At 60.7% G+C, this 22,968-nt stretch carries 21 protein-coding genes and 1 other RNA gene; 13 read left to right on the top strand and 9 right to left on the bottom strand.

Annotation, left to right across the window (positions count from 1 at the left end):
• Positions 1-33: 33 nt before the first annotated feature.
• Both ligA and KDX39_RS03335 read left to right on the top strand, forming a co-directional pair.
• Positions 34-2,382, top strand: a complete 2,349-nt coding sequence (gene ligA, locus KDX39_RS03340) for an NAD-dependent DNA ligase LigA (protein WP_231659386.1) — start codon at positions 34-36, stop codon at positions 2,380-2,382.
• A 229-nt stretch (positions 2,383-2,611) separates the two neighbouring features.
• Complete coding sequence (locus KDX39_RS03335; RefSeq protein WP_231659385.1) at positions 2,612-3,778, top strand: zinc-binding metallopeptidase family protein; 1,167 nt, start codon at positions 2,612-2,614, stop codon at positions 3,776-3,778.
• Between the two features lie 42 nt (positions 3,779-3,820).
• Here the strand turns inward: KDX39_RS03335 and KDX39_RS03330 are convergent, their stop codons facing one another.
• A complete protein-coding gene (locus KDX39_RS03330; RefSeq protein ID WP_231659384.1) occupies positions 3,821-4,309 on the bottom strand; it encodes a GNAT family N-acetyltransferase in 489 nt (162 codons plus the stop codon).
• Positions 4,310-4,513: 204 nt separating this feature from the next.
• Here KDX39_RS03330 and ffs point away from each other — a divergent pair.
• Positions 4,514-4,610: signal recognition particle sRNA small type (gene ffs / locus KDX39_RS03325), an RNA gene on the top strand.
• Between the two features lie 158 nt (positions 4,611-4,768).
• Here ffs and KDX39_RS03320 read toward each other — a convergent pair.
• Entirely contained in the window at positions 4,769-5,599 is an 831-nt protein-coding gene (locus tag KDX39_RS03320) for a lipopolysaccharide kinase InaA family protein (protein ID WP_231659383.1), read from the bottom strand.
• A 461-nt stretch (positions 5,600-6,060) separates the two neighbouring features.
• Here KDX39_RS03320 and KDX39_RS03315 point away from each other — a divergent pair, with 461 nt between their 5' ends.
• Positions 6,061-7,185 (top strand): mechanosensitive ion channel family protein, encoded by a 1,125-nt coding sequence (locus KDX39_RS03315; protein ID WP_099228316.1) that lies wholly within the window; start codon positions 6,061-6,063, stop codon positions 7,183-7,185.
• A gap of 8 nt (positions 7,186-7,193) precedes the next feature.
• Here the strand turns inward: KDX39_RS03315 and acpA are convergent, their stop codons facing one another.
• Positions 7,194-8,882: an acid phosphatase gene (gene acpA, locus KDX39_RS03310; RefSeq protein WP_231659382.1), complete on the bottom strand. Its 1,689-nt coding sequence runs from the start codon at positions 8,880-8,882 to the stop codon at positions 7,194-7,196.
• Positions 8,883-9,104: 222 nt separating this feature from the next.
• On the opposite strand from acpA, the gene dnaX reads away from it, so the two are divergent.
• Both dnaX and KDX39_RS03300 read left to right on the top strand, forming a co-directional pair.
• Entirely contained in the window at positions 9,105-11,297 is a 2,193-nt protein-coding gene (dnaX, locus tag KDX39_RS03305; RefSeq protein ID WP_231659381.1) for a DNA polymerase III subunit gamma/tau, read from the top strand.
• A gap of 61 nt (positions 11,298-11,358) precedes the next feature.
• On the top strand, positions 11,359-11,685 hold the full coding sequence (locus KDX39_RS03300) for a YbaB/EbfC family nucleoid-associated protein (RefSeq protein ID WP_004886053.1): 327 nt from the start codon (positions 11,359-11,361) through the stop codon (positions 11,683-11,685).
• 262 nt (positions 11,686-11,947) lie between these two features.
• On the opposite strand, the gene KDX39_RS03295 is transcribed toward KDX39_RS03300, so the two are convergent.
• The 3 genes from KDX39_RS03295 to KDX39_RS03285 all read right to left on the bottom strand — a co-directional run bounded on the left by KDX39_RS03295 (position 11,948) and on the right by KDX39_RS03285 (position 15,193).
• On the bottom strand, positions 11,948-13,414 hold the full coding sequence (locus KDX39_RS03295; RefSeq protein WP_231659380.1) for an aldehyde dehydrogenase family protein: 1,467 nt from the start codon (positions 13,412-13,414) through the stop codon (positions 11,948-11,950).
• Between the two features lie 260 nt (positions 13,415-13,674).
• A complete protein-coding gene (locus KDX39_RS03290; RefSeq protein WP_231659379.1) occupies positions 13,675-14,067 on the bottom strand; it encodes a RidA family protein in 393 nt (130 codons plus the stop codon).
• The gene (locus KDX39_RS03285; RefSeq protein WP_231659649.1) at positions 14,057-15,193 is read right to left on the bottom strand and encodes a DSD1 family PLP-dependent enzyme; all 1,137 of its coding nucleotides are present in this window, start codon (positions 15,191-15,193) and stop codon (positions 14,057-14,059) included. Before KDX39_RS03285 ends, KDX39_RS03290 begins: the two co-directional genes overlap by 11 nt.
• Before the next feature lie 110 nt (positions 15,194-15,303).
• On the opposite strand from KDX39_RS03285, the gene KDX39_RS03280 reads away from it, so the two are divergent.
• Complete coding sequence (locus tag KDX39_RS03280) at positions 15,304-16,188, top strand: LysR family transcriptional regulator (RefSeq protein WP_231659378.1); 885 nt, start codon at positions 15,304-15,306, stop codon at positions 16,186-16,188.
• A gap of 197 nt (positions 16,189-16,385) precedes the next feature.
• Positions 16,386-16,988: a recombination mediator RecR gene (recR, locus tag KDX39_RS03275; protein WP_231659377.1), complete on the top strand. Its 603-nt coding sequence runs from the start codon at positions 16,386-16,388 to the stop codon at positions 16,986-16,988.
• A gap of 21 nt (positions 16,989-17,009) precedes the next feature.
• Here the strand turns inward: recR and KDX39_RS03270 are convergent, their stop codons facing one another.
• The 3 genes from KDX39_RS03270 to fliK all read right to left on the bottom strand — a co-directional run bounded on the left by KDX39_RS03270 (position 17,010) and on the right by fliK (position 19,982).
• Positions 17,010-17,969 (bottom strand): metal-dependent hydrolase, encoded by a 960-nt coding sequence (locus KDX39_RS03270; protein ID WP_231659376.1) that lies wholly within the window; start codon positions 17,967-17,969, stop codon positions 17,010-17,012.
• Between the two features lie 73 nt (positions 17,970-18,042).
• The gene (locus KDX39_RS03265) at positions 18,043-18,366 is read right to left on the bottom strand and encodes an EscU/YscU/HrcU family type III secretion system export apparatus switch protein (RefSeq protein ID WP_099228323.1); all 324 of its coding nucleotides are present in this window, start codon (positions 18,364-18,366) and stop codon (positions 18,043-18,045) included.
• Positions 18,366-19,982, bottom strand: coding sequence for a flagellar hook-length control protein FliK (fliK, locus tag KDX39_RS03260; RefSeq protein ID WP_231659375.1), 1,617 nt, complete (start codon positions 19,980-19,982; stop codon positions 18,366-18,368). Before fliK ends, KDX39_RS03265 begins: the two co-directional genes overlap by 1 nt.
• A 189-nt stretch (positions 19,983-20,171) precedes the next feature.
• Here fliK and ccmA point away from each other — a divergent pair, with 189 nt between their 5' ends.
• From ccmA to ccmE, 5 genes are read left to right on the top strand one after another with little or no spacing between them, the layout of a single operon-like run.
• Entirely contained in the window at positions 20,172-20,813 is a 642-nt protein-coding gene (gene ccmA, locus KDX39_RS03255; RefSeq protein WP_231659374.1) for a cytochrome c biogenesis heme-transporting ATPase CcmA, read from the top strand.
• The gene (gene ccmB, locus KDX39_RS03250) at positions 20,810-21,481 is read left to right on the top strand and encodes a heme exporter protein CcmB (RefSeq protein WP_231659373.1); all 672 of its coding nucleotides are present in this window, start codon (positions 20,810-20,812) and stop codon (positions 21,479-21,481) included. Before ccmA ends, ccmB begins: the two co-directional genes overlap by 4 nt.
• Positions 21,482-21,536: 55 nt before the next feature.
• Positions 21,537-22,331 carry a heme ABC transporter permease gene (locus KDX39_RS03245; RefSeq protein WP_184319717.1) on the top strand — a complete coding sequence of 265 codons (795 nt, stop codon included), beginning with the start codon at positions 21,537-21,539 and terminating at the stop codon, positions 22,329-22,331.
• A complete protein-coding gene (gene ccmD, locus KDX39_RS03240) occupies positions 22,328-22,504 on the top strand; it encodes a heme exporter protein CcmD (protein WP_099228328.1) in 177 nt (58 codons plus the stop codon). The genes KDX39_RS03245 and ccmD overlap by 4 nt, the downstream gene beginning before the upstream one ends.
• On the top strand, positions 22,501-22,968 hold the full coding sequence (ccmE, locus tag KDX39_RS03235; RefSeq protein WP_231659372.1) for a cytochrome c maturation protein CcmE: 468 nt from the start codon (positions 22,501-22,503) through the stop codon (positions 22,966-22,968). Before ccmD ends, ccmE begins: the two co-directional genes overlap by 4 nt.

Here is a 22,968-nt window from a genome sequence, read left to right as displayed (position 1 = left end):
AGGCTGCTCTTTTGCTTTTCGAGAGAACACCGTATGAAGGCCGTCGAAACCCGAATCCTGGAACTGCGCGCAGAGCTGGATCAGCACAACTACCGCTACCACGTTCTGGATGAGCCCAGCATTCCCGATGTCGAGTACGACCGCCTGTTCCACGAACTCAAGGCGCTGGAAGCCGAGAACCCGCATCTGGTCACACCTGACTCGCCCACGCAGCGGGTCGGCAGCGCCGCCCTGTCGGCGTTCACTCAGGTGCGGCATGAAATGCCGATGCTCAGTCTGGGCAACGCCTTCGAAGAAAACGACATGCACGAGTTCGACCGACGGGTGACCGAAGGTCTGGACCTGCCCGAGGGCAGCCGCAAGGTTCAGTACAGCTGCGAGCCCAAGCTCGATGGCCTGGCGGTCAGCCTGCTGTATCGCGACGGAGCGCTGGTACGTGGCGCGACGCGGGGGGACGGGGCGACCGGCGAAGATATCAGCGTCAACGTGCGCACCGTGCGCAATATCCCGCTCAAACTGCATGGCACCGGCTGGCCTGAAGTGCTGGAAGTGCGGGGCGAAGTGTTCATGTCCAAGGCCGGTTTCGAGCGGCTCAACGCCAGCCAGCTGGAAGTCGGCGGCAAGACGTTCGCCAACCCGCGCAACGCCGCAGCCGGCAGCCTGCGTCAGTTGGATTCAAAGATCACGGCCAACCGTCCGCTGGAGTTCTGTGGTTACGGCCTGGGGCAGATATCCGCAGAAGTGGCCGACACCCACGTCGGTGTACTCAATCAGCTCAAGGAATGGGGTGTGCCGGTCAGTCGCGAGCTCAAGCTCGCCAACGGCATCGAAGAGTGTCTGGCTTATTACCACGATATCGGCGAGCGACGTTTGTCATTGAGCTACGAGATCGACGGTGTGGTGTTCAAGGTCAACACGCTCGCTGATCAGCGTGAACTGGGTTTTCGCGCCCGTGAACCGCGCTGGGCGATCGCTCACAAATTTCCGGCCATGGAAGAGCTGACCGAACTGCTGGACGTTGAGTTCCAGGTCGGGCGTACGGGGGCGGTGACGCCGGTTGCGCGCCTCAAGCCGGTCAAGGTCGCCGGTGTGACGGTTGCCAACGCGACCCTGCACAACATGGATGAAGTGGCGCGTCTGGGACTGATGATCGGCGACACAGTAATCATCCGTCGGGCCGGTGATGTCATCCCGCAAGTCGTGCAGGTGGTGATGGAGCGCCGTCCTGAGGGGGCCAGGCCTGTGGAGGTCCCGCAGACCTGTCCGGTGTGTGGCTCGCACGTCGAACGCACCCAACTGATCAAGCGCAGCAAGGGCAGGGAAACCGTCAGCGAAGGCGCGGTTTACCGTTGCGTCGGGCGTCTGGCCTGTGGCGCGCAGCTCAAGCAGGCAATCATCCATTACGTGTCGCGTCGTGCCATGGACATCGAAGGCCTGGGCGACAAGACCATCGAGCAACTGGTGGACGAAAAACTCATCGGCTCGCCCGCCGATCTTTACAAGCTGGAGTACGAACAGATCATCGATCTGGAGGGCTTTGCCAAAATCTCCAGTGAAAAACTGCTCAAGGCGATTGCCGACAGCCGTCAGCCGACGCTGTCGCGCTTTATCTATGCGCTCGGCATCCCGGATGTCGGCGAGGAAACGGCCAAGGTGCTGGGGCGTTCGCTGGCGTCGCTGGACCGTGTCCAAAAGGCCTTGCCGGAAGTGTTGACCTACCTGCCGGACATCGGCATGGAAGTCGCTTACGAGATCCATAGCTTCTTCGAGGACGAGCACAACCGCAACGTGATCGACGCGCTGTTGGGCGAGTGTGGCCTGCAACTGCAGGATCAGGGCGAACTGGGCGCCGAATTTGCCGCCAGCACCACACTGGACGGCCTGATCGACAAACTCCACGTGCCTTCGGTAGGGCCAGGTGCGGCGCTGAAGCTGGCCGAGAAATTCGGCACGCTGGACGCGATCATCGGCGCAGACTGGCTGGACATGCGCCAGGCGCTGCCCGAGAAACAGGCCAAGGCCGTACGCGATTTCTTTGACGACACCGCCAACGCCGAGCGCGCACGCGCCATCGAAGCCCAGCTCAAGGAGTTCGGCATGCATTGGCGCAGCGAGAAGAAGGCAGTCGAAGGGCTGCCGCTGGCCGGACAGACCTGGGTGCTGACCGGCACGCTGGAACGCATGAGCCGCGACGTCGCCAAGGAGAAGCTTGAACGTCTGGGTGCCAAGGTGTCCGGCTCGGTCTCAGCCAAGACACATACCGTGGTCGCAGGGCCGGGCGCGGGGTCGAAGCTGACCAAGGCCCGAGAGTTGGAGCTCACAGTGCTGGACGAAGATGAGTTGCTCAAGCGTCTGACCGAGCTGGGCGAAAGTGTGGCGTGAGCCATGCGCCCGGCTCACTGAACTCGCATTCCTTGCCATTTGTGACGCTGAGCGTCACGGGATGCATGCCCATCCGGCGCGATGGGCATGGTCATCGCTGTTCAAATGAAAGCATCACTCTGGCCCGGAGAACCGCCGTTTTTCGCCTTCATTCACTTGTCCGAATAATATTTTGAACCCCTGAAGCCCTCGCATGATCTAGTCCATGCAAGGCCCACGGGAGATCGCCATGTATCGCTTTTTCGAGCAATTGAGTTCACGTATCACTGCGCCTTTCGTCGGTGAGACCAAACGCAACAGTAAAGTCTGGCAGTGTCAGTGCGGACAGTCGGTGTTTTTTCCCAATACCCAATGCCTGGCGTGTTCGGCGGCGTTGGGTTACCTGCCTGAGCAGGGGCGTATTGCGGCGCTGGAGCCAGGGCCTGAGCCCACTACGTGGCGCCTGAGCGATGAGCCGGATGCAGGTCTCTATCGACGTTGCGCGAACCTGGACACGCCTGCGGCCTGCAACTGGTTGTTTCCGGCCCACAACATGGGTGAGTTCTGCGTTGCCTGCAGCCTCAACCGGACCATCCCGGACCTGTCCGTCCCGGAAAATGGCGAGCGCTGGCGCAAGGTCGAGACTGCCAAGCGGCGTCTGGTCGCGCAGCTGATTTCCTTGGGGCTGCAGGTCATTCCCAAGACAATCGATGAAGAAACGGGTCTGGCGTTCGACTTTGTTGGCGTCGATCTGGAAGGCAAGCTGCCCACCACCGGTCACGCCAACGGCCTGATCACGCTGAATATCGAAGAAGCGGACGACGCACACCGCGAAGCCATGCGCGTGCAGATGCATGAACCCTATCGCACCTTGCTCGGCCATTTCCGCCATGAAGTCGGCCATTATTACTGGGATCGGCTGATCGCCAATACGTATTGGCAGGAAAGCTACCGCAACCTGTTCGGCGATGAGCGCGCCAGCTATGCCGATGCGCTGGATCATCATTACAAGAACGGTGCACCTGACAACTGGCAGGAAAGCTTCGTCAGTGCGTACGCCACCATGCACCCATGGGAAGACTGGGCCGAGACCTGGGCGCATTACCTGCACATGATGGATGCGGTCGACACGGCGCTGGGGTTCGGCATGAGCGCTCGCGACATGGAGCTCGACTATCAGCCGTTCCCGTTGGAAACGCTGTTCGATCCACAGCACCCCGGCGGCCCGGCATTCCTGTCGTTCGTCAACGCCTGGATCGAACTGGCCGGGATGCTCAACGAGCTGTCACGCAGCATGGGCCAGCCGGATTTCTACCCGTTTGTACTGCCGCCCGCGGTCATTGCCAAACTGCACTTCATCCATCTGGTGATCCAGGATGCCGGCGGCAAGGCGGATGAGGTGTTGCAGGCTCAGTAAGCCGCAGGGAAAGCGCGCCTCCCGCAGAACCGGGCGCTGGCGTTAAAGCTTCAATACCAGTCGGCGCTCGAAGCCTATCCGTCCGCGATAGGCTTCGCCGGTATCGATCCAGCCCTGCCCGACATACAACCCGATAGCCGCCGCATTGTCGGCATCCACCGACAGCATCAGTTGCTGGATATCCGGCCATTTCAAGCCCAGTGCCGCTGGCAACGCCTTCAGGCACACCTTGCCCAGACCTTTGCCCTGTTCTCGCCGATCAATCTGCAACGCATGCAAGGTCGCAGTGGCCTCTTCCAGTGCCCAGTGCGGCAGGCAACCCCCACGCTTGAGCATGAAAAAGCCCTTGGGCACTTCATCGACCAAAAATACGAAGCCCGCGATGTCGGCGCTGGGATTGACCAGCAGGGTATTGAGCGCAGCATGGATATCGCCAGAGAACTGGATCTGTTCCGGCGCGATCTGGAGGCGTTCGAGCTGTTGGCATTGTGTCGGCGTGAGTGCTTCGTAGCTGACCAGTCGAGTCTGCATGGGCAACCTGGTGGCTGATAATGATCGGAGTGGCAGAGTACAGGATCATTCTGCCTCTCTTCCAGCGCTCGAAGCTCGTCCCGGCCCCGTCACACAAGTGCTTGAGCCTGATCGAAATTTTTATCGAAACCAGTGGTTGTAAACTCGCTCCAGACCGGTACAATGGCGCGGCTCGCCAACTGGTGAGCGTCGTTATGGTGACCCCATCGGTCCCCCCGCAACGATTACCCGTGAACCTGGTCAGATCCGGAAGGAAGCAGCCACAGCGGGAACATTGTGTGCCGGGGTGTGGCTGGTGGGGGCACCACCTTAACGAACCTCTGTCGGTCCTCGACGCAGCAACGCACCTGACCTTTCTGAATCACCCGATCTGAATCTTTCGTCCGCTCATGCGTTCGCCTCAGCCATCGATATCCGCTCCCTGGATAATCGACGCCAACGCTCAGTGCATCTGTCTGCCTACAGCTCACCCTCAAGAAATATCCGGCGGCGTTCCTTGCGGCCTATGTTCTCGTGTTTGCACACGTTGTAAAGCGCGTCGAAGCGGCTCATTACGACGTTGTCACGCTGGGTCATTCGATAAACCAGCCTGTCGTAGTCCGCTTCGGTAATGAACTTGTACAAGCCACGCCTGTAAAGAAAGCCCGTTTGAAAGGCGAGCGTTTCGGCAGCGTAGGGTGTCGGGCCGACAAAGCAGTTTTCCATGTCGATGACTTTCATCGGTTCGGCGTTGTTCTCGTCCAGCATGATGTTCAGCGCGGAGTAGTCCATGTGGTAGATGCCCTTGGCATTGCTGCGCCGCAGTAACTCAAGTGCATGTTCCACAAACCAGTGAACGCGTTCGGGGTTTTGCTCGAGCCAGTCCTGGCCGTCGCAATACCCGTCCAGCAGCTCGGTGAGCAGCAGTGTTTCCTGCACCAGCCCCAAGCCGCGGCGTATGTAACCGAAGCCGATGATGGAGGGTGAGGGTATTCCGCGCTGGCTGGCGGCCAGGGTGTTATGCAGTTCTTCCACGGCCCAGTCATAGCGGCCGTCGGCGGTCTGTCGCCCCAGTGTCACGCGCAGGCGTGATTTCAGGCTTTCGAGCAGTTGGGACTTGGCAAACAGCCGGGTGTCGCCCACCAGCAACGGTCCGCTGATGCGTTTGCGGGATTTGCTCTTGGGCTGGTCGAACCAGCGGCTGACGGAGTCGAGCAGTTCTGCTGAGGGTGGATGGTTGAAGTGAAAGGTTGCGTTGTCCACCTGATGCATGTGCAAAAAGCTGGAAAGTGCTGTCGATACCGAAAGCATGGTTGAGTCCATTCTGTTCTGTGTGAATGGCTGAAGGGTTCAGCTCATGAATATATATAAAGCCGTGAATACGGTCGTTCGCTTAGTTGAGGAATTGTCTTTTTGTTCGACAATTCGGTTAGTTGATGGTGATGCTCACTCTTTCAGTGCATGAGTGCGATAAGTGCCCGCTTATGTGTCGCGAGCGCTCTACGGTGCCCCTTGCAGGACGCCATGAACGAGGCGTATCGGCAGGTTTCAGCAGATCCTTAGTTCAAGTCTGCCTATTTGTCTGCAAATTGTCCGCCAATGTAACGGTTGGATGAATGTACAGAAAATTATACTGAACCCCTTATTATCAACACCGCCTAATCCTCTACGCGTCGCTTGAAACCGTGTTACGGCAAGGGGCATATCAGGTCGCTGCGGGTGTCAAAGGCTTTTCGGTCGGGCGTCTCGCAGCAATGCAGCCGGGGGATCGAATGGAACATGACATCATCGTTTTTTTTACAGACTCGCAATTTCTGGGCATATCGCTGGCGAACTGGATTCTGGCCATCGTCGCGTCGACGCTGAGCTTCGTGCTGGTTCGGGGTGCAATCGGGTTTGTGCTGCGCAAGATCCGCACGCGATCTTCTGCGCCCAATGCGCATCTGAGTTACATCGCCGTTGAGGTGTTGTCCGGCACCAGCAATACGCTGATATTGCTGGCATCGCTGCTGATCGGCGTCGGCATGCTCGATCTGCCGGAGCGCTGGCTCGGGCGGGTTAGCAGCCTGTGGTTCGTGGTTGCGGCGCTGCAGGTCGGGCTATGGGCAAATCGGGCAATTGCGCTGGCGCTGTATCGTTATTTTGCACGGCACAGCAGCACCAGCACCTTTCAGGGCAGCGCGCTGGCGACCTTGAGTCTCTGGGGTGCCAAGGTCTTGTTGTGGGCCACGGTGCTGATGGCGATGCTGTCCAACGTCGGGGTCAACATCACGGCGTTCGTGGCCAGCCTCGGCGTAGGCGGTATTGCCGTGGCGCTGGCGGTGCAGAACATTCTCGGGGATGTCTTCGCCTCGCTGGCCATCGCGGTGGATAAACCGTTCGAGATCGGCGACTTCATTGTCGTGGGTTCGCTTTCAGGTACCGTCGAGCACGTCGGCCTGAAGACCACGCGCATCCGCAGTCTGGGCGGCGAGCAGATTGTCATGGCCAATGCCGACATGATCGGCAGCACCATTCAGAACTACAAGCGGTTGCAGGAGCGGCGCATTGTCTTCGACTTCAGGCTGACCTACGACTGTTCCGTGGATCAGGTGCGTGAAGTGCCCAGGAAGGTTGAAGAAATCATCCGCCGCCAGAAGAACGCGCGTTTCGACCGCTCGCACTTCCGCAGCTTTGGCGAGACGTCGCTGGAGTTCGAGACGGTCTACATCGTGCTCGACCCCAGTTACAACGTTTATATGGATGTGCAGCAGACGATCAATCTGGGAATCATGGAGGCGTTTGCCGACATGGATGTGCGCTTTGCCTTCCCTTCACGCACGGTGTATGTGGCGTCGCTGCCCGAGTCCAGAGCGTCGAAACGGACCGCTCTGGAGATGGACAAGGCTCAGGCCTGACGGCCGATTCAGGCTTTGTGGTGGTTGCTGAACTGCAGGGCGTTGGTCAGATCGCCCATAGGCTGTTGGCCGCGGGCGATCATTGCGTCATCCCGGCGTTTGAGGCCGTCGAGCTTTTCCAGGCCGTGAACGCGGGTAATCAGGCGCAGAATGGAGGCGGTGTCGTATATCGTGTGGTCGACCGTGCCTTTGCGGGCAAACGGTGAGATGACCAGTGCCGGAATGCGTGTGCCGGGGCCGAAGCGGTCACCCTTGGGCGGTGCAACGTGGTCCCACCAGCCGCCGTTCTCATCCATGGTGATCACGATTACCATATTTTCCCATTGCGGACTGTTGCGCAGCACCTTGACCACGCGGTCTATATGCCGGTCACCCGAGGCCACATCAGCATAGCCTGCGTGCATGTTCAGGTTGCCCTGAGGTTTATAGAAGGTGACTGCGGGCAGCTTGCCTGCTTCGGCGTCGGCCAGAAAACGATTGGTACTCGACTCGTCGCCCAGGCCGCCATCACGCAATCGCCGCTTACGCTCGGCAGGGTTTTGCGGACCTTGTTTCACAAAGTAATTGAACGGCTGGTGATGGTATTGGAAGTTGGGGATCTTCGGGATGCCGGTGGAGTCCTTGAATTCATCCAGCGTGACCTGCCAGGCCCCCGCATACCATGCCCAGTCAATGTCTTTCCTGGACAGCTTGTCGCCGATGTGTTCATGATTCTGCGGCACCAGCACGTTGGCCAGGTCCGGTTTGGAATAGTCGGGGTTCTGCGGATCGCGCAGCCAGGTCGGCCAGTAGGGCGGCGCGAGGGTGTTGACCGCGTAGCCGTCCGGCGTGATCGCGCTGGGACCGAACTGCGGCGGTCCTTCCATCGCGCTGGCAGGAGACTTGTCCAGCGGCTTGAGGCGCGGGTCTTCCGGGTTGTCGCTTTGCAGCGTCGCGATCTGCGATTTGGCAGGCGAGTTGGCGGCGTCGGGATAGATCGGCGCCGTGGCTGAAATAAGGTACTGGTGGTTGAGGAACGAGCCACCGAAAGCGCCCTGAAAGAAGTTGTCGCAGAGCACGAACTCTTTCGCCACGTCCCACAACCGCAGCGAGTATTGAGTCTGGGCGTAGTTGCCCATGGTCAGCCCGCCCGAATCGGCCCAGGCCACGAAGCGGTCGTTTTTGCCTTCGTTGATCTGCATCTGATTCTGATAGAACACATGCCACAGGTCGCGGGTGACCAGACTCAGCGGCAGGTCTTCCTGGTTCGGGCCCTTGAGCGCGAAGGGCGCGTTGGGCAGGTTTTCCTGAAACTGCACACCGGCCGGGTAGGTAACGCCATCAACGCTCTGCGGACCGACCTGCAGAACACCACCCCAGGCGGGCGGCAGTTTGCCCAGCAGGCTGCCATCGCGGTCGCGCTGTTCATAATCAGCGGCTTCAAGGGAAGACAGCGGCTTTTCAACGCCTGGAAAGTTGCCGAACAGGTTGTTGAAACTGCGGTTTTCCGCGTAGATCACCACGACCGTTTTGACGTTATCGCGCAGCGCCTTGTCCAGTGCTGCGCCGGTCAGCGGCTTCTCGGCTGCAGCCGGTGGCTTTTCACCGGCAGTGACGTAACTGCTGAGCGTAACGCCCGCGCCCAGCGCTGCCATGCCGCCCAGAAAGCGACGACGGCTAGGCTGGAGAGTGGACTCGTCGTCGGGTCTGTCGGTCATCGCGAATACCTGTCTGGATTATGTGTTACCAAAGATTTCAGGCGAGCGTAGCGACGGAATATGACGCTATTGCTACAGTGCGAACAGCCTCCTTTGATGAAATGATGTTCACGAACAGGCAAATTCAGCCGTCAGGCCACAATAAGCAGGACACCGGATGCAATTTTGTCCCTGCTCGGCTAGCATTGGCGGTCTTCCGCTTACCAGTCGCGACGGTTTTCAATGAGTTATCAGGTTCTTGCACGTAAATGGCGTCCGCGCTCGTTTCGCGAAATGGTCGGCCAGACACATGTGTTGAAGGCCCTGATCAATGCGCTCGACAGTCAGCGCCTGCACCACGCCTATCTGTTCACCGGTACACGCGGTGTCGGCAAGACCACCATCGCGCGCATCATTGCCAAGTGCCTGAACTGCGAAACCGGCATTACCTCGACGCCCTGCGGCGTCTGTTCGGTGTGCAGGGAAATCGATGAAGGCCGCTTCGTTGACCTGATCGAGATCGACGCCGCGAGCCGCACCAAGGTCGAAGACACGCGTGAACTGCTGGACAACGTGCAGTACGCGCCGAGTCGCGGACGCTTCAAGGTCTACCTGATCGACGAAGTGCACATGCTGTCCAGCCACTCGTTCAACGCCTTGCTCAAGACGCTCGAAGAGCCGCCGCCCTACGTCAAATTCATCCTGGCGACGACCGATCCGCAAAAACTGCCAGCGACCATTCTGTCGCGCTGCCTGCAGTTTTCCCTGAAGAACATGACGCCGGAGCGTGTGGTCGAGCATCTGACCCACGTTCTGGGTGTCGAGAATGTGCCGTTCGAAGACGACGCGTTGTGGTTGTTGGGCCGCGCCGCCGACGGTTCGATGCGCGACGCCATGAGCCTGACCGATCAGGCGATTGCCTTTGGTGAAGGCAAGGTCATGGCTGCCGACGTGCGTGCCATGCTGGGTACGCTGGACCACGGTCAGGTGTTCGACGTTCTCACCGCGTTGCTGGAAGGCGATGCGCGTGGTGTGCTTGAGGCTGTGCGGCATCTGGCCGAGCAGGGGCCTGACTGGAACGGTGTGCTCTCGGAAATTCTCAACGTATTGCATCGTGTGGCGATTGCTCAGGCACTGCCTGAAGGTGTCGACAATGGACATGGCGACCGTGATCGCGTCCTTGCTCTGGCCCAGGCGCTGCCGGCCGAAGATGTGCAGTTCTATTATCAGATGGGCCTTATAGGCCGACGTGACCTGCCGCTGGCTCCCGACCCGCGTGGCGGTTTCGAAATGGTGCTGTTGCGCATGCTGGCGTTCCGGCCGGCCGATAGCGAGAACGCACCGAGGCAGCCGCTAAAGCCAGTGGGGATCAGCCAGGCCACGGTTGATTCCCGGAATGAAGTGGCCGATGCAATACCTGTTGCATCGGTGGCTTCCCGACCGCCTGTCATGGCCGCGCCTGATCCCGCCTTTGAGGCGACGGTGCCTGCGCCCGAACCGGCTCCGGTTAACGTTGCGCCGGTCAAGCCTGAGCCCGAGCAGGCTCAACCTGCACCGCCAGCGCCTGCCGAAGAAGTCGACCTGCCGTGGAACGAGCCGAAAACGCCCGTCGCCGAGGCGACGCCTGAGCCCGTCGCGCAACCCGCCGAAGTGCCGGTTGCCGAGCCTGTTCTGGAAACCCTTGGCGAACAGCCTGATCTGACGCCCATGCCGACGCCTGCGCCCGCAAGTCCCGTTCCGGACGCGCCGCAGGTCGAGGAGCAACAGGCGCAGGAACAGCCGGCCGAAGAACCCCAGCCGGTTGCCGGGCAGGCTGTCACGCCCGCCATGCTCGAAGCCATTCCGGACGCGGCGTATCTGTCAGCCCCCATGGACCGCGACGATGAGCCGCCACCGGACGATGATTATGTCGAACCGGATGTCGACATCGACCCTGCGTCCTACGCCTATCTCGATGAGCTGGCGCATGAGAGCGTCGGTGACGCCGAACCGGTCGAACCCGAGCCGACGCCCGCTGCGATGCCTGCCACGGGCCTTGCGCTGGAATGGCTGGAGATGTTTCCCGGCCTGCCCATCTCTGGCATGACCGGCAGCATCGCTGCCAACTGTACGCTGATGGGCAAGGAGGGCGACGACTGGTTGCTGCACCTGGACCCCGCGCACAGCGCACTGTTCAACGCGACCCAGCAACGTCGGTTGAACGATGCGTTGAACCAGTTAATGGGGCGTACGATCAATCTGTCTATCGAGCTGATCAAGCCCGAGCAGGAAACGCCTGCCCAGGCCGCATCGCGTTTGCGTGCCGAGCGCCAGCGCCAGGCCGAGGCCTCGATTCATGCCGATCCGTTCATCCAGCAGATGCTGCAACAGTTTGGCGCAATGATTCGAGAAGACACGATCAAGCCTGTGGACGCTCCGGCAGCGCAGGCTCAATAACTGACGGCACGGCGCCTCTCGCGCTGCGCAAACGAACCATCCATATTCGAGGAGATATCCCATGATGAAAGGTGGCATGGCTGGCCTGATGAAGCAGGCCCAGCAAATGCAGGAAAAAATGGCCAAGATGCAGGAAGAACTGGCCAACGCGGAAGTCACCGGTCAATCGGGCGCAGGCCTGGTGAGCGTCGTGATGACCGGTCGTCATGACGTCAAGCGCATCAATCTCGATGACAGCCTGATGCAGGAAGACAAGGAGGTGCTGGAAGACCTGATCGCCGCGGCCGTCAACGATGCCGTGCGCAAGATCGAACAGGCCAGCCAGGAAAAGACCGCTTCCATGACCGCCGGCATGCAACTGCCGCCAGGCATGAAGCTGCCGTTCTGACGGTCGCTGTCGCGGGTATCAATGCCAGGCCATGTGCCTGGCATTTTTTTGGGCGCAGGGTTTTGCCGGGCGCTGAAACGTCTGTGTGACCGGGCAGATGGGATGCGGAGCGTCCCGGGCTGCATGTCCACGCAGGGCATGGGCACAACCAGCGTGAAGGCGACTTCCGTTCGTTTCGCTCCAGCATGGCAACGCCGCTCAGGACGCTCTCGAACGTCACGCTCCGCGTTCCGGAGTACCGACTGAACGTTCGCTGCCTGGCTTAGTCCGTCCCGAACCCGACAATCGCTTTGGTCTCCAGATACTCTTCAAACCCCTGCACCCCATACTCGCGCCCATTGCCGGAGCGCTTGTAGCCGCCGAACGGCGCCATCGGGTTCCAGGCCGGGTAGTTGAGGAGCACCTGACCGGCCCGAATCCGCGAAGCGACGGCACGAGCCTGTTGCAGGTCCTGGCTTTGCACGTGGGCCCCCAGACCATAGACCGTGTCGTTGGCGATGGTCACGGCTTCATCCACCGTCTCGTAGGTGATCAGGCACAGCACCGGGCCGAAGATTTCTTCCTGAGCGATGCGCATTGACGTATTCACTTCGGAAAACACGGTGGGGCGCGCATAGAAGCCTTTCTCGAAGCCCTCGACGCGACCCGGCCCACCACAGATCAGCGTTGCGCCTTCGCCAAGTCCCGCCTCGATCATCGCCTGCACGCGATGAAACTGCGCTTCGTTGGCAATCGGGCCCAGCACTGTGCTTTCCGACTGCGGGTCACCGACAATGATCGCGTTGGCGGTTTCGATAGCCAGCGCTTCGACTTCCGCCAGACGATTCTTCGGCACGATCATGCGCGTCGGCGCACTGCACGACTGGCCCACGTTGCGGAACGCCGCCATGACGCCCAGCGGCACGGCTTTGGCGAAATCGGCGTCGGGCAATAACACGTTGGGGGACTTGCCCCCCAGTTCCTGTGTCACACGTTTCACGGTCGGCGCGGCGGCTTGGGCGACAAGGGCGCCTGCGCGATTGGAGCCGGTGATGGAAATCATGTCGATGTCAGCGTGCGCGGCCATCGCACCGCCGACTTCCGGGCCGCTGCCATTCACCAGGTTGAAGACCCCGGCAGGCAGGCCTGCGTCGTGTACCAGTTGCGCGAACAGCAATGCGCTCAAGGGCGACAGTTCGCTGGGCTTGAGCACCACAGTACAACCTGCGGCGATGGCCGGAGCAACCTTGGCGGTGATCTGATACAGCGGCCAGTTCCACGGCGTGATAAGACCGCAGACCCCAATGGGTTCGCGCTGGATCGCAGTGCTGCCTTCAACGCTCTGAAACGCATAAGTGCCCAACAGATCCCGTGCAACCCGAACGTGCTCGGCCGCCAGCGGCACTTGCATCGCCCGCGCCGAGCTGATGGAAGCACCCATTTCCAGCGACAGCGCCTGCGCCAACTCTTCCTTGCGCTCGATGATCAACTCATGAATGCGGCCAATCACCTGAGCCCGCACTGCTGCCGGAGTGCAGGACCAGCCGGCAAAGGCCGCTCGTGCCGCTGCGACGGCGCGATCCACGTCTGCCGCTGTACCACTGGCGACGTGCGCCACCACCTCTTCGGTGGCCGGATTGATCACTGGCAGCGTGGCCGCGACTACTGGAGAACACCAGCGACCATCAATGTAAAACTGCTGCGCTGTGTGCGGATCGACGCGATGGCTGTTCGGGGAATGTGTGGTCATCCAGCGGGCTCCCTGGAGCAATAGAGGATCGGCTGCGGCGGATGGCTGCGAAGGCCAATCCGTTTCATATCAATAAGCTAACAAAGCGATCTGGATAAAAAGCGCCGATCTTCAAGGCTGCGAAGAATAATCTGCTGTATGCGGGCCGCTAAGCGCATGGAGCTGTTTCGGCAGTGCAAGACCCGCTGTCAGCCGATCGCCTGGGTGACCGGCTTGAGCTGCCTGGACATGGGGTCTCCCTGGTTGTGGTGGGTGAATCGTCACGACACGCTGCGTGCCAGCGCTTCGATCTCGATCAGGTAACCATGGTGCAATTCCGGGACGGGAACCACGGCGCGGGCCGGCCGATGCTCGCCTAGATACCGGGCGTAGATTCGGTCGAAAGCGGGCCAGTGTTTGACGCCTGTGACGTAGACCGTGACCTTGATCAGGTCATTGGTGCAGCACCCGCCTGCGGCGAGAATCTCCAGCAGGTTATCCAGCGCGATGGCCGCCTGGATCTCGAACGGCTCGTCAAGGCTATGGCTGCCATCAGCACGCACGGGTAACTGTCCTGAAACATGCAGCACACCCTGATGCCGCACGGCCTGGGAATAATGCCCGCCCGGCGTTGCGGCATCAGGCGTGTGGATCAGCTCGAGATCACCAGCCATGCAAGCGACTCCAGGTGTGCACGCTGCCTTCGGCATCCAGCGCGTGATAATCAGGAAATTGCGCGCCCGTGGCGCATGCGTGGTTGGGCAGGACGCGCAGACGGCTGCCAATCGGGAAACGCTCGGTGATGCCGCCACTGTCCTCGGCCGCCAGGGTAATAATGCCGTGCTCCTGATTGGCGCCAGTGACGCGAGCACCTTCGATCCAGTCACCGCGTTCAGTGCAGACCTGACCGTAGCCGAAATCCTTGCGCTGACGCTGTGTGCCGCGATCACGGCTCATGGCCATCCAGCCTGCATCGACGATGATCCAGCCCTTGTCCTGTTGGTGACCGATAACCGTGGTCAGCACACTCAGCGCAAGCTCATCGGCCGCGCAGACACCGATGTTGTGCATCACCAGATCGAAGAACACGTAAACGCCGGCCCTGACCTCGGTCACGCCTTCCAGGCTTTGCGCCGACAGGGCCGTGGGCGTCGAGCCGATGCTGACGTCGGGGCAGGGCAGTCCGGCATCACGAATTCGCCGGGCAGCACTGACGCACAGAGCGCGTTCCTGTTCGGCCATCGCCTGCAGTGCTTCGGGCGTATCCAGATCGTAGCTGGACCCGGCGTGGGTCATCACGCCACGCAATTGCATGCCGCCCTCGATGAGCAATTGCGCCACGGTCACCAATGTTTCGTCATCAGCCGCCAGACCGGAGCGATGGCCGTCGCAGTCAATCTCGATCCACACCTCGAAACGCTCGTCATGCTCCTGGCCGAACGCAACGATGCTGTGCGCGGCAACGATGCTGTCAGTCAGGATGCTCAGGCGGCAACCCTTGCGGCGCAGGGCCAGCGCCTGATGCAGTTTGCCGGGAGCCATCGCCACGGCGTAAAACACGTCGTCGATGCCGTTGGCAAAACAGTGCTCGGCCTCCTTGAGTGTCGAGACCGTCACGCCGCAGGCGCCGGCAGCGAGTTGCGCCTCTATGACGGGCGGCGATTTGCTGGTCTTGACGTGCGGACGCAGGCGCACGCCAAGGTGATTCATGCGTTGCTGCATGCGCTGGATATTGTGCTGCATGCGCGACACGTCGATCAGTGCGACAGGCGTGTCGAGGAATGGCGGTACGTTAGGCATCAATTCGGCTGACATGCGTTTCGCTCGCGTGGCGGGGGACGCAGTCACTCTACTGTTCGAGGATGAAGCTGTGGTTCAATCAGGCTTCATCAATCCTTAAGCTGAAGTGAATGATTGCCATCGAAGATTTGCGTCTGGCCGCGACCCTGTCGCGTTGCGAGTCACTCAGCGCGGCGGCCAGGGTACTGAATGTCTCTCCACCTGCATTGTCGATGCGGCTACGCAGGCTGGAGACGCAACTGGGTATTACGCTGGCCAACCGTGATGCCCGGCGCTTGAGCCTGACTGCCGATGGCGAGCGCTTTGCCCGGGAAAGCGCGCAGTTGCTGGAGCAACTGGAAGCACTTCCTGAGTCCTTCAAACAGCGAGACGAACGTCTGGTCGGCACGCTCAGGCTGGCCGCGCCCTTCGGCTATGGTCGCCAGCGCATCGCGCCGCTGCTGGCGCGCTTTGCCAGACTGCATCCACAACTGCGCCTGCACCTCGATCTGCGTGAAACACCCTGGCCGGACCGGCATGACAGCGATGCAGTGATTCATATCGGCAGCCTCAACGACAGCCTCTGGATCGCCCGCACGCTGGCCCACAACAACCGCTGGCTGTGCGCCAGCCCTGCTTATCTGGAGCAGCAGGGTATTCCCGCCTCGCCTGATGAACTGGCAGGTCATCGCTGCATCTGTATCCGGGAAAACGACGAAGACGTGACCCTCTGGCACATGAGTAAAGGCGCCGCGAAGAAGACGTTGCGTATCGAGCCGGCGCTGTTGACCAACGACGGCTCTGTCGCCCGCCGCTGGGCCGAGCAGGGTCTGGGCATCGTGCTGCGTTCTCAGTGGGATGTCAGCGACGCCATCGCCAGCGGCGCACTGGTGCGCGTGCTCGCCGACTGGCAACTGACCCGCGCGCCCATCAATTTACTGGTACCGGTCCGTAAACAACGCAGTGCGCGGGTGCAGGCGCTGATGGAGTTTCTGGAGATGGCGTTAAAGGAGTGAGGACGGCCCCCGTTTACACCTGATGCACCGTACAGGCAGATTTGGCTGCCGGTTCCCGGCAGATCGCCGGCAAGCCGCCTCCCGCAGTCAGGCATCGTGTACACCTGCTATTGGTCGCACCCCTTCAACCCCGAATTGACGCTGGCGGCAACGCGCGGGTATAAACCGCGTCTTGTGTTTTTGTCGGACTTTTCTTCATGAGCTTCAGCCCCCTGATTCGCCAGTTGATCGATGCCTTCCGTGTACTGCCGGGTGTCGGTCAGAAAACCGCGCAGCGTATGGCGTTGCAGTTGCTGGAGCGTGATCGCAGCGGCGGTTCGCGGCTGGCGCTGGCCTTGGGTCAGGCGATGGAAGGTGTCGGCCACTGCCGTCTGTGCCGCACGCTGACCGAAGAAGAACTCTGCCCGCAATGCGCCGATGTGCGCCGCGACGACACGTTGCTGTGCGTGGTGGAAGGACCGACGGATGTCTACGCCGTGGAGCAGACCGGTTATCGCGGCCGCTATTTCGTGCTCAAGGGCCACCTGTCGCCACTCGATGGTCTTGGCCCTGAGGCCATCGGCATTCCACAACTGATGGAGCGCATCGCCGGGCAGGGCACGTTCACCGAGGTCATCCTGGCCACCAACCCCACTGTAGAAGGCGAGGCCACTGCCCATTACATCGCTCAGTTGCTCAACCAGAAAGGTCTCATCGCCTCGCGAATCGCCCACGGCGTGCCGCTGGGGGGCGAGTTGGATCTGGTCGATGGCGGCACGCTGGCGCACTCGTTTGCTGGGCGCAAGCCGATTTCAATGTAAGCGCCGACAGGCGTCTTTTCATTAACGTGCTGTGCGGCGTTTTACCAACGCCTTCATAGCACATGCCAGTGCTTCGCTGTTGTCTTCCTTCCATGGGTGATAACCGGGAAGGAAATACCGGATCCATACCCATGCGTTGGAAGTGATCAGCCCCCTCGGGCCGAACATCAGCATGAACAGATGCCAGTAACCCATGAGCGGTTTGGCAGACCGCTTGTCCATCTGCAGCACTCGAAACAACGAGGCATAAAACGCTATCCAGAACGGCGGGCTTATGACCAGAGTTGTGAAGGTGCGGTAGACGTAATGTCGCCACCCGGGTTTCACCACCTGCTCCCACGCTTCGAATGAGACCGACTTGTGCTCGATTTCTTCCAGAGAATGCCAGGTCAACAGCTCCCGATAACCTTCTACGCTGTCTTCCAGAAACCAGGGCATTTTCAGTAGCCTTGAGGAGGCAGCGGCGGTGTGATGTTCAAGCATCATGATTGCAGCCAGTCTGAACCATGGGGCTACCCATGTTCTGCGAGTCGCGTCGAATAATGTTTGCCACCACCGCATGACTTCCTCTACGGGTAGCCCGGCCTGATCAAGCAGCGCGTTATAGCGCCGATGTTCGCGAGTATGAATGGCTTCTTGAGCCACGAGTCCGTCGATTTTTTCGATCAGATCAGCGTCGTCGATACTGTTTCGGAACTGATGCAGCCCCTCAATCACATATCGCTCAGCCAGCGGTGTGATGATGGAAATGGTGTTGAACAGATGGGTGGTCTGAACGCAGCCGCCGTGCCAGTCCGTGACGCGATCAGGGGGCAAATCGAATTTCAGATCCCTGCGTACCGGGATCAATGAAATCAGCCCGGTATCTGAGCGCTTACATCGCAGTTCTGCTGAAATCGGGTTGGCATGAGTATTCTTGCGTGCAGTGTGGTCCATCACGAAGCTCTCCAAAACATGCTCGTGACTTAAGTAAACACCCATTTGAGATCCATGCCCGGCCTACCTTCACTCAACAGACGAGCCGCAAGACTATTTCGCGATGACCTGACCCGCCTCACCGACGCGGCGTAATATCCCGCTCCACCGGCGGTGCATCCGGGTCCTGGCCTTCGGGAAACTTGCCCCGCAAATGCCAGGCAAACGCGATGATTTCAGCGATGGTGCGGTACAGCGGCTCGGGGATGCTGTCGCCCAGTTCCAGGCGGGCGAGCAGTTTGACCAGTTCAGCGTTTTCGTAGATGGGGACTTCGTATTCGCGGGCGATGTCCAGAATGGCTTCGGCCAGCTGGTCGTCGCCCTTGGCGCTCAGGGTCGGAGCGCTTTGTCCGTCGTAGCTGAGTGCGATCGCCTGGCGCGGTGTGTCATCGGTTCGGGTCATCAGGCGTTCTCGTCAATCCAGCGTTGTTCCAGAGCCGTTCGCGGACCCTGGGGTGGCGTTCCGTGGTTGCAGGCCAGTTCGCCGACGGCCAGGCCGCAGGCGATCAGCCGTTCGCGCAGATGGCCCAGTTCCTGGCCGATCAACGCTGCGCTGTCGGGCCGCTCCGCCCATAGCTGGCTTGATAACGTGCCGCGCAACAGCTGGGCGTGTACCTGCATCGGCCCCAGCGGTTCGAGATCGAACGCCAGATCGACCTTCCAGAGCTTTTCCCGTGTTTCCTGAACGTCACCATCAGCCTTTTCATGCGTGGCTTCTTCGTCCGACCTGTCCTCGCGCTGCACTTTGACCTGCAACGGCACGATGTCGTGAGCGTTGCGCATCGGTACTTCCATTTGCCAGGTGGTGACCTGAGTGCCGTCTGCGTTGGTGCGGGTCTGGTCCAGCCCGCCAAGTTGATGGCTTTGCACGCGTGAAACGGCGGCTGCGGCGAGCTTGAGAAGGATTTCCAGGTCCTCTTCCTTTTCGCCGCCGCTGACCGAGCGTGATGGCAGCGGAAAGACGCTTGGCTGGGTACGCGCTGCCACCAGCCCAAGAGTGCCCAGTGCGTTGCGGATGGCGTTGGGCATGACCCGCGCCAGGGTATTGGACGCCGCTGCTGCGTTATAGGTGGTGTTATCCGGCAGACCCGGCAGGATCTGCGCGATCAGGCGGGTCAGGCTGGCCTTCAGGTCCGGCACCTGCATAGGGTTCATGCCCGCCTGCAGTTTCGCCTCCAGAAACAGGCCGCTGGCGTTGAGGGCCTGGGCGACGGTTCTGGGCGAGGTCATCTGTTCGATATCCGGGATGTCGTCCAGCAACTGGTTGATGCTGGCCTGCAACGGCGCGCTGATCGCCGGACTGTTGCGCGGCAGGTTTTGCAGCGCATTGAACAGGTTTTCCAGTGAGCCCTGACGGCTCTGCTGGGTGGCCAGTTGCTGTGCCACAGCCAGTTGATCGAAACGGCCGGGCAGGGCGACAAAGTTCAAGGCCTGATTGCCCTGCACCTGAGCGCTGAGCAGGCTGCCGACCTTCAAGGGCTGCGGGCTGTCGATGGTCAGGCTGGAGCCGGCCAGTGCAGTGTTCAGCAGCATCACGATAGAGCGATAAGTGGCTGGCGCGGCGACGGCGGTCGCCGGCATGTTGGTCAACTGGCTGACCGCTTGAGCGATCACCTGAGTCGTCAACACCTTGCCCTGCAAGAGCGTGCCTACGGGCATTTGCCGTGTATCGATGCTGGTCAGCGAGTTTTTCAGCGCGCTGTTGAGTTGCTGCAAAGTCAGCGTCAACTCGTTGGGCGAGGCCTGTGTCAGTTGTAACAGGCTGCCGGGTGTGAAAGGCACGGCGCTGCTGACGGGCAGGTTGGTCTGGGTGCCGTTGGCGAGTATCAGTTTGAGCAGTAACTGGAAATTCTGGTCGACCTGCTTGAGGGTCAGCACTTCGGCTTCGGCGGTCTGGCCTTCCGGTATCAACTGGGCCGACGCTTGCAGCAACGTCAGGACCTGCGCCTGGGTGACGCTGGCGCGTAGCTGTGCAGTCGTCGGGACCGCTGCGGGAACGCTGGTGATATCGCCTGTCATTGAATATCCGACCTGAGAAATTGCCCCTTGGGTGTCAGGACTCGTATGTATACTACCGACCCAAAGCGTTCTGGCCGTCATTAAGTTCCCTTCATGTAACGGCCGCATGATGCTCTACTTGAACTGTCACTTCCTCCGTTTGTGCTGTTTTCGGCGCATTTCGAGACAACGCGATACTGGAAGCGCTCGATGACTGCTGTGACTCCTCTTCTGCATGCCACTGCGCTGACCTGCGAGCGCGACGGACGGCTGCTGTTCGAGAACCTCGATCTGGCGATGCAGGCTGGCGACATGCTGCAGGTCTGCGGTCCCAATGGCAGCGGCAAGACCAGCCTGTTACGGTTGCTGTGCGGGCTGATGCAGCCGACAGAGGGGCAGGTCATGCTCAACGGCGTTGCGCTTGATCGTCAGCGCCCGGAGCTGGCCGGTCTCCTGTTGTGGATCGGCCATGCGCCGGGGCTCAAGGAGTTGCTGACGCCACTGGAAAATCTGTCCTGGCTGTATGCGCTGCAGGGGGGCGGCGAGCCTGCCGATTTCGATCAGGCGTTGAAAACCGTCGGGTTGAGCGGTTTCGAAGACGTGCCTTGCCATACCTTGTCGGCCGGACAGCAACGTCGTGTTGCGCTGGCTCGCCTTTACCTGCCGGGTCCGCCGATCTGGATACTCGACGAACCGTTCACTGCGCTGGACCAGCAGGGCATCAGCCAGTTGGAAGCCTGTCTGGCTGAACACTGCGAGCGGGGTGGCGCGGTGGTGCTGACCACTCATCATGTTCTGGACCTCAAGCCTGCCGGTTATCGACAACTGAGTCCGGGAAGCGGGCCGGTATGAGCAGTGTCTTCATCCTGTTGCTGCAGCGCGAGGCACGACTCCTGGCGCGGCGTCCGGCAGCGCTGGCCAATCCGCTGGTGTTCTTCGCCATCGTGATTGCGTTATTTCCGCTGGCTGTCGGGCCGGAGACGCAATTGTTGCAAACCTTGTCACCGGGACTGGTCTGGGTGGCGGCGCTGTTGGCCGTCCTGCTCTCGCTGGATGGGCTGTTTCGCAGTGATTTCGAGGACGGATCGCTGGAGCAGTGGGTCCTTTCGCCGCACCCTCTGGCCCTTCTGGTTCTGGTCAAGGTGCTGGCACACTGGATCTTTTCCGGGCTGGCGCTGGTGCTGGTCGCGCCTCTACTGGCCTTGATGCTGGGTTTGCCGGGACGCTGCGTGCCGGTGCTGATGCTGTCGCTGCTGCTGGGCACTCCGGTGTTGAGCCTGCTGGGTGCCGTGGGTGCCGCGCTCACCGTCGGGCTCAAACGTGGCGGACTGTTGCTGGCGCTGCTGATTCTGCCGCTGTACATCCCGGTGCTGATTCTGGGCAGCGGCGCGTTGCAGGCTGCCTTGCAAGGCATGCCCGCAACCGGTCATCTGCTGTGGCTGGGCAGCCTGACCGCACTTGCGGTTACCCTGACACCTTTTGCGATAGCCGCTGGCCTGAAGATCAGTGTCGGCGAATAATTGAGGTTCCGGGGCCTGCCTGTCAGGCGCCCGGTAAGACCCTGGATGCACCGTGATGAAAAGCGATTCCCTTAAAAAGAGCAGCATCGGTTGGGCCTGGTTGCACCGGCTTGGCTCGCCGAAAGTCTTCTACGGCCTCAGCACACGTCTGCTGCCGTGGTTGAGCATCGCGGCGTTGTTGCTGATTGGCATCGGTGTGGTCTGGGGGCTGGCGTTCGCGCCGCCGGATTATCAGCAGGGCAACAGCTTTCGCATCATTTATATCCACGTGCCCGCCGCGATGCTGGCGCAGTCCTGCTACGTGATGCTGGCGATCTGTGGCGTGATCGGGCTGGTGTGGAAGATCAAACTGGCGGACGTTGCCCTGCAATCGGCCGCGCCCGTTGGCGCATGGATGACCGCGCTGGCGCTGGCGACCGGTGCGATCTGGGGCAAGCCAACCTGGGGCGCTTGGTGGGTATGGGATGCGCGCCTGACCTCGATGCTGATTCTGCTGTTTCTGTACTTCGGTCTAATCGCGCTGGGCAATGCCATCAACAATCGTGACAGCGCGGCCAAGGCCTGTGCGGTACTGGCGATTGTCGGGGTGGTGAACATCCCGATCATCAAATATTCAGTCGAATGGTGGAACACGCTGCATCAGGGCGCGACGTTCAGCCTCACGGAAAAACCGGCCATGCCTGCGCAGATGTGGCTGCCCTTGTTGTTCACCACGCTGGGGTTTTATTGCTTCTTTGGTGCCGTGCTGCTGATGCGCATGCGCCTTGAGGTGTTGCGGCGCGAATCGCGTACCCAGTGGGTGCAGGCCGAGATCCTGCGCAGCCTCGGTCAATCGGAGCGCGTGTCGTGAGTTTTGATTCGTTCGGCGATTTTCTGGCCATGGGCCGCCATGGCCTGTTCGTCTGGTCGGCGTATGGCTTCTGTCTGCTGGTGCTGCTGGTTAATGTGGCGCTGCCGGTGGCGGCGCGTCGCCGTCATCTGCAACAAGAGGCGCGTCGTGTGCGTCGGGAGAAACGCACGTGAAACCGCTGCGCAGAAAGCGCCTGTTGATCATTCTGGCCATCATGGCGGGCATCGGTCTGGCCCTGACGCTGGCCCTCGGTGCGCTGCAGGAAAACATCAATCTGTTCTACACACCGAGCCAGATTGCCAATGGCGAAGCGCCCGTCGACACGCGCATCCGGGCGGGGGGCATGGTCGAAAAGGGCTCGTTGCAACGTTCGGCAGACTCGCTGGACGTGCGCTTTGTGGTGACCGATTTCAACAAGTCGGTGACCATCACCTACCGTGGCATCTTGCCGGACCTGTTCCGCGAAGGGCAGGGCATCGTCGCGTTGGGCCGGTTGAACGCACAAGGCGAGGTGGTGGCCGACGAAGTGCTGGCCAAGCACGACGAGAAGTACATGCCGCCGGAAGTGAGCAAGGCGTTGCGCGACAGCGGCCAGGCCGCACCTGCTGCGCCTTCCACCCTATCGAAACAGGGTTGA

The organism is Pseudomonas sp. CDFA 610, assembly GCF_021147865.1.
Taxonomy (GTDB): Bacteria; Pseudomonadota; Gammaproteobacteria; order Pseudomonadales; family Pseudomonadaceae; genus Aquipseudomonas; species Aquipseudomonas alliivorans.
The sequence above is the reverse complement of the archived record's forward strand: the minus strand, read 5'-3'. Positions and strand labels throughout refer to the sequence as shown.

Excerpts from the sequence above, each read along its gene's own strand:
- ligA (WP_231659386.1), top strand. The coding sequence starts at position 34 with ATGAAGGCCGTCGAAACCCGAATCCTGGAACTGCGCGCAGAGCTGGAT.
- KDX39_RS03335 (WP_231659385.1), top strand. The coding sequence starts at position 2,612 with ATGTATCGCTTTTTCGAGCAATTGAGTTCACGTATCACTGCGCCTTTC.
- KDX39_RS03330 (WP_231659384.1), bottom strand. The coding sequence starts at position 4,309 with ATGCAGACTCGACTGGTCAGCTACGAAGCACTCACGCCGACACAATGC.
- KDX39_RS03320 (WP_231659383.1), bottom strand. The coding sequence starts at position 5,599 with ATGCTTTCGGTATCGACAGCACTTTCCAGCTTTTTGCACATGCATCAG.
- KDX39_RS03315 (WP_099228316.1), top strand. The coding sequence starts at position 6,061 with ATGGAACATGACATCATCGTTTTTTTTACAGACTCGCAATTTCTGGGC.
- acpA (WP_231659382.1), bottom strand. The coding sequence starts at position 8,882 with ATGACCGACAGACCCGACGACGAGTCCACTCTCCAGCCTAGCCGTCGT.
- dnaX (WP_231659381.1), top strand. The coding sequence starts at position 9,105 with ATGAGTTATCAGGTTCTTGCACGTAAATGGCGTCCGCGCTCGTTTCGC.
- KDX39_RS03300 (WP_004886053.1), top strand. The coding sequence starts at position 11,359 with ATGATGAAAGGTGGCATGGCTGGCCTGATGAAGCAGGCCCAGCAAATG.
- KDX39_RS03295 (WP_231659380.1), bottom strand. The coding sequence starts at position 13,414 with ATGACCACACATTCCCCGAACAGCCATCGCGTCGATCCGCACACAGCG.
- KDX39_RS03290 (WP_231659379.1), bottom strand. The coding sequence starts at position 14,067 with ATGGCTGGTGATCTCGAGCTGATCCACACGCCTGATGCCGCAACGCCG.
- KDX39_RS03285 (WP_231659649.1), bottom strand. The coding sequence starts at position 15,193 with ATGCCTAACGTACCGCCATTCCTCGACACGCCTGTCGCACTGATCGAC.
- KDX39_RS03280 (WP_231659378.1), top strand. The coding sequence starts at position 15,304 with ATGATTGCCATCGAAGATTTGCGTCTGGCCGCGACCCTGTCGCGTTGC.
- recR (WP_231659377.1), top strand. The coding sequence starts at position 16,386 with ATGAGCTTCAGCCCCCTGATTCGCCAGTTGATCGATGCCTTCCGTGTA.
- KDX39_RS03270 (WP_231659376.1), bottom strand. The coding sequence starts at position 17,969 with ATGGGTGTTTACTTAAGTCACGAGCATGTTTTGGAGAGCTTCGTGATG.
- KDX39_RS03265 (WP_099228323.1), bottom strand. The coding sequence starts at position 18,366 with ATGACCCGAACCGATGACACACCGCGCCAGGCGATCGCACTCAGCTAC.
- fliK (WP_231659375.1), bottom strand. The coding sequence starts at position 19,982 with ATGACAGGCGATATCACCAGCGTTCCCGCAGCGGTCCCGACGACTGCA.
- ccmA (WP_231659374.1), top strand. The coding sequence starts at position 20,172 with ATGACTGCTGTGACTCCTCTTCTGCATGCCACTGCGCTGACCTGCGAG.
- ccmB (WP_231659373.1), top strand. The coding sequence starts at position 20,810 with ATGAGCAGTGTCTTCATCCTGTTGCTGCAGCGCGAGGCACGACTCCTG.
- KDX39_RS03245 (WP_184319717.1), top strand. The coding sequence starts at position 21,537 with ATGAAAAGCGATTCCCTTAAAAAGAGCAGCATCGGTTGGGCCTGGTTG.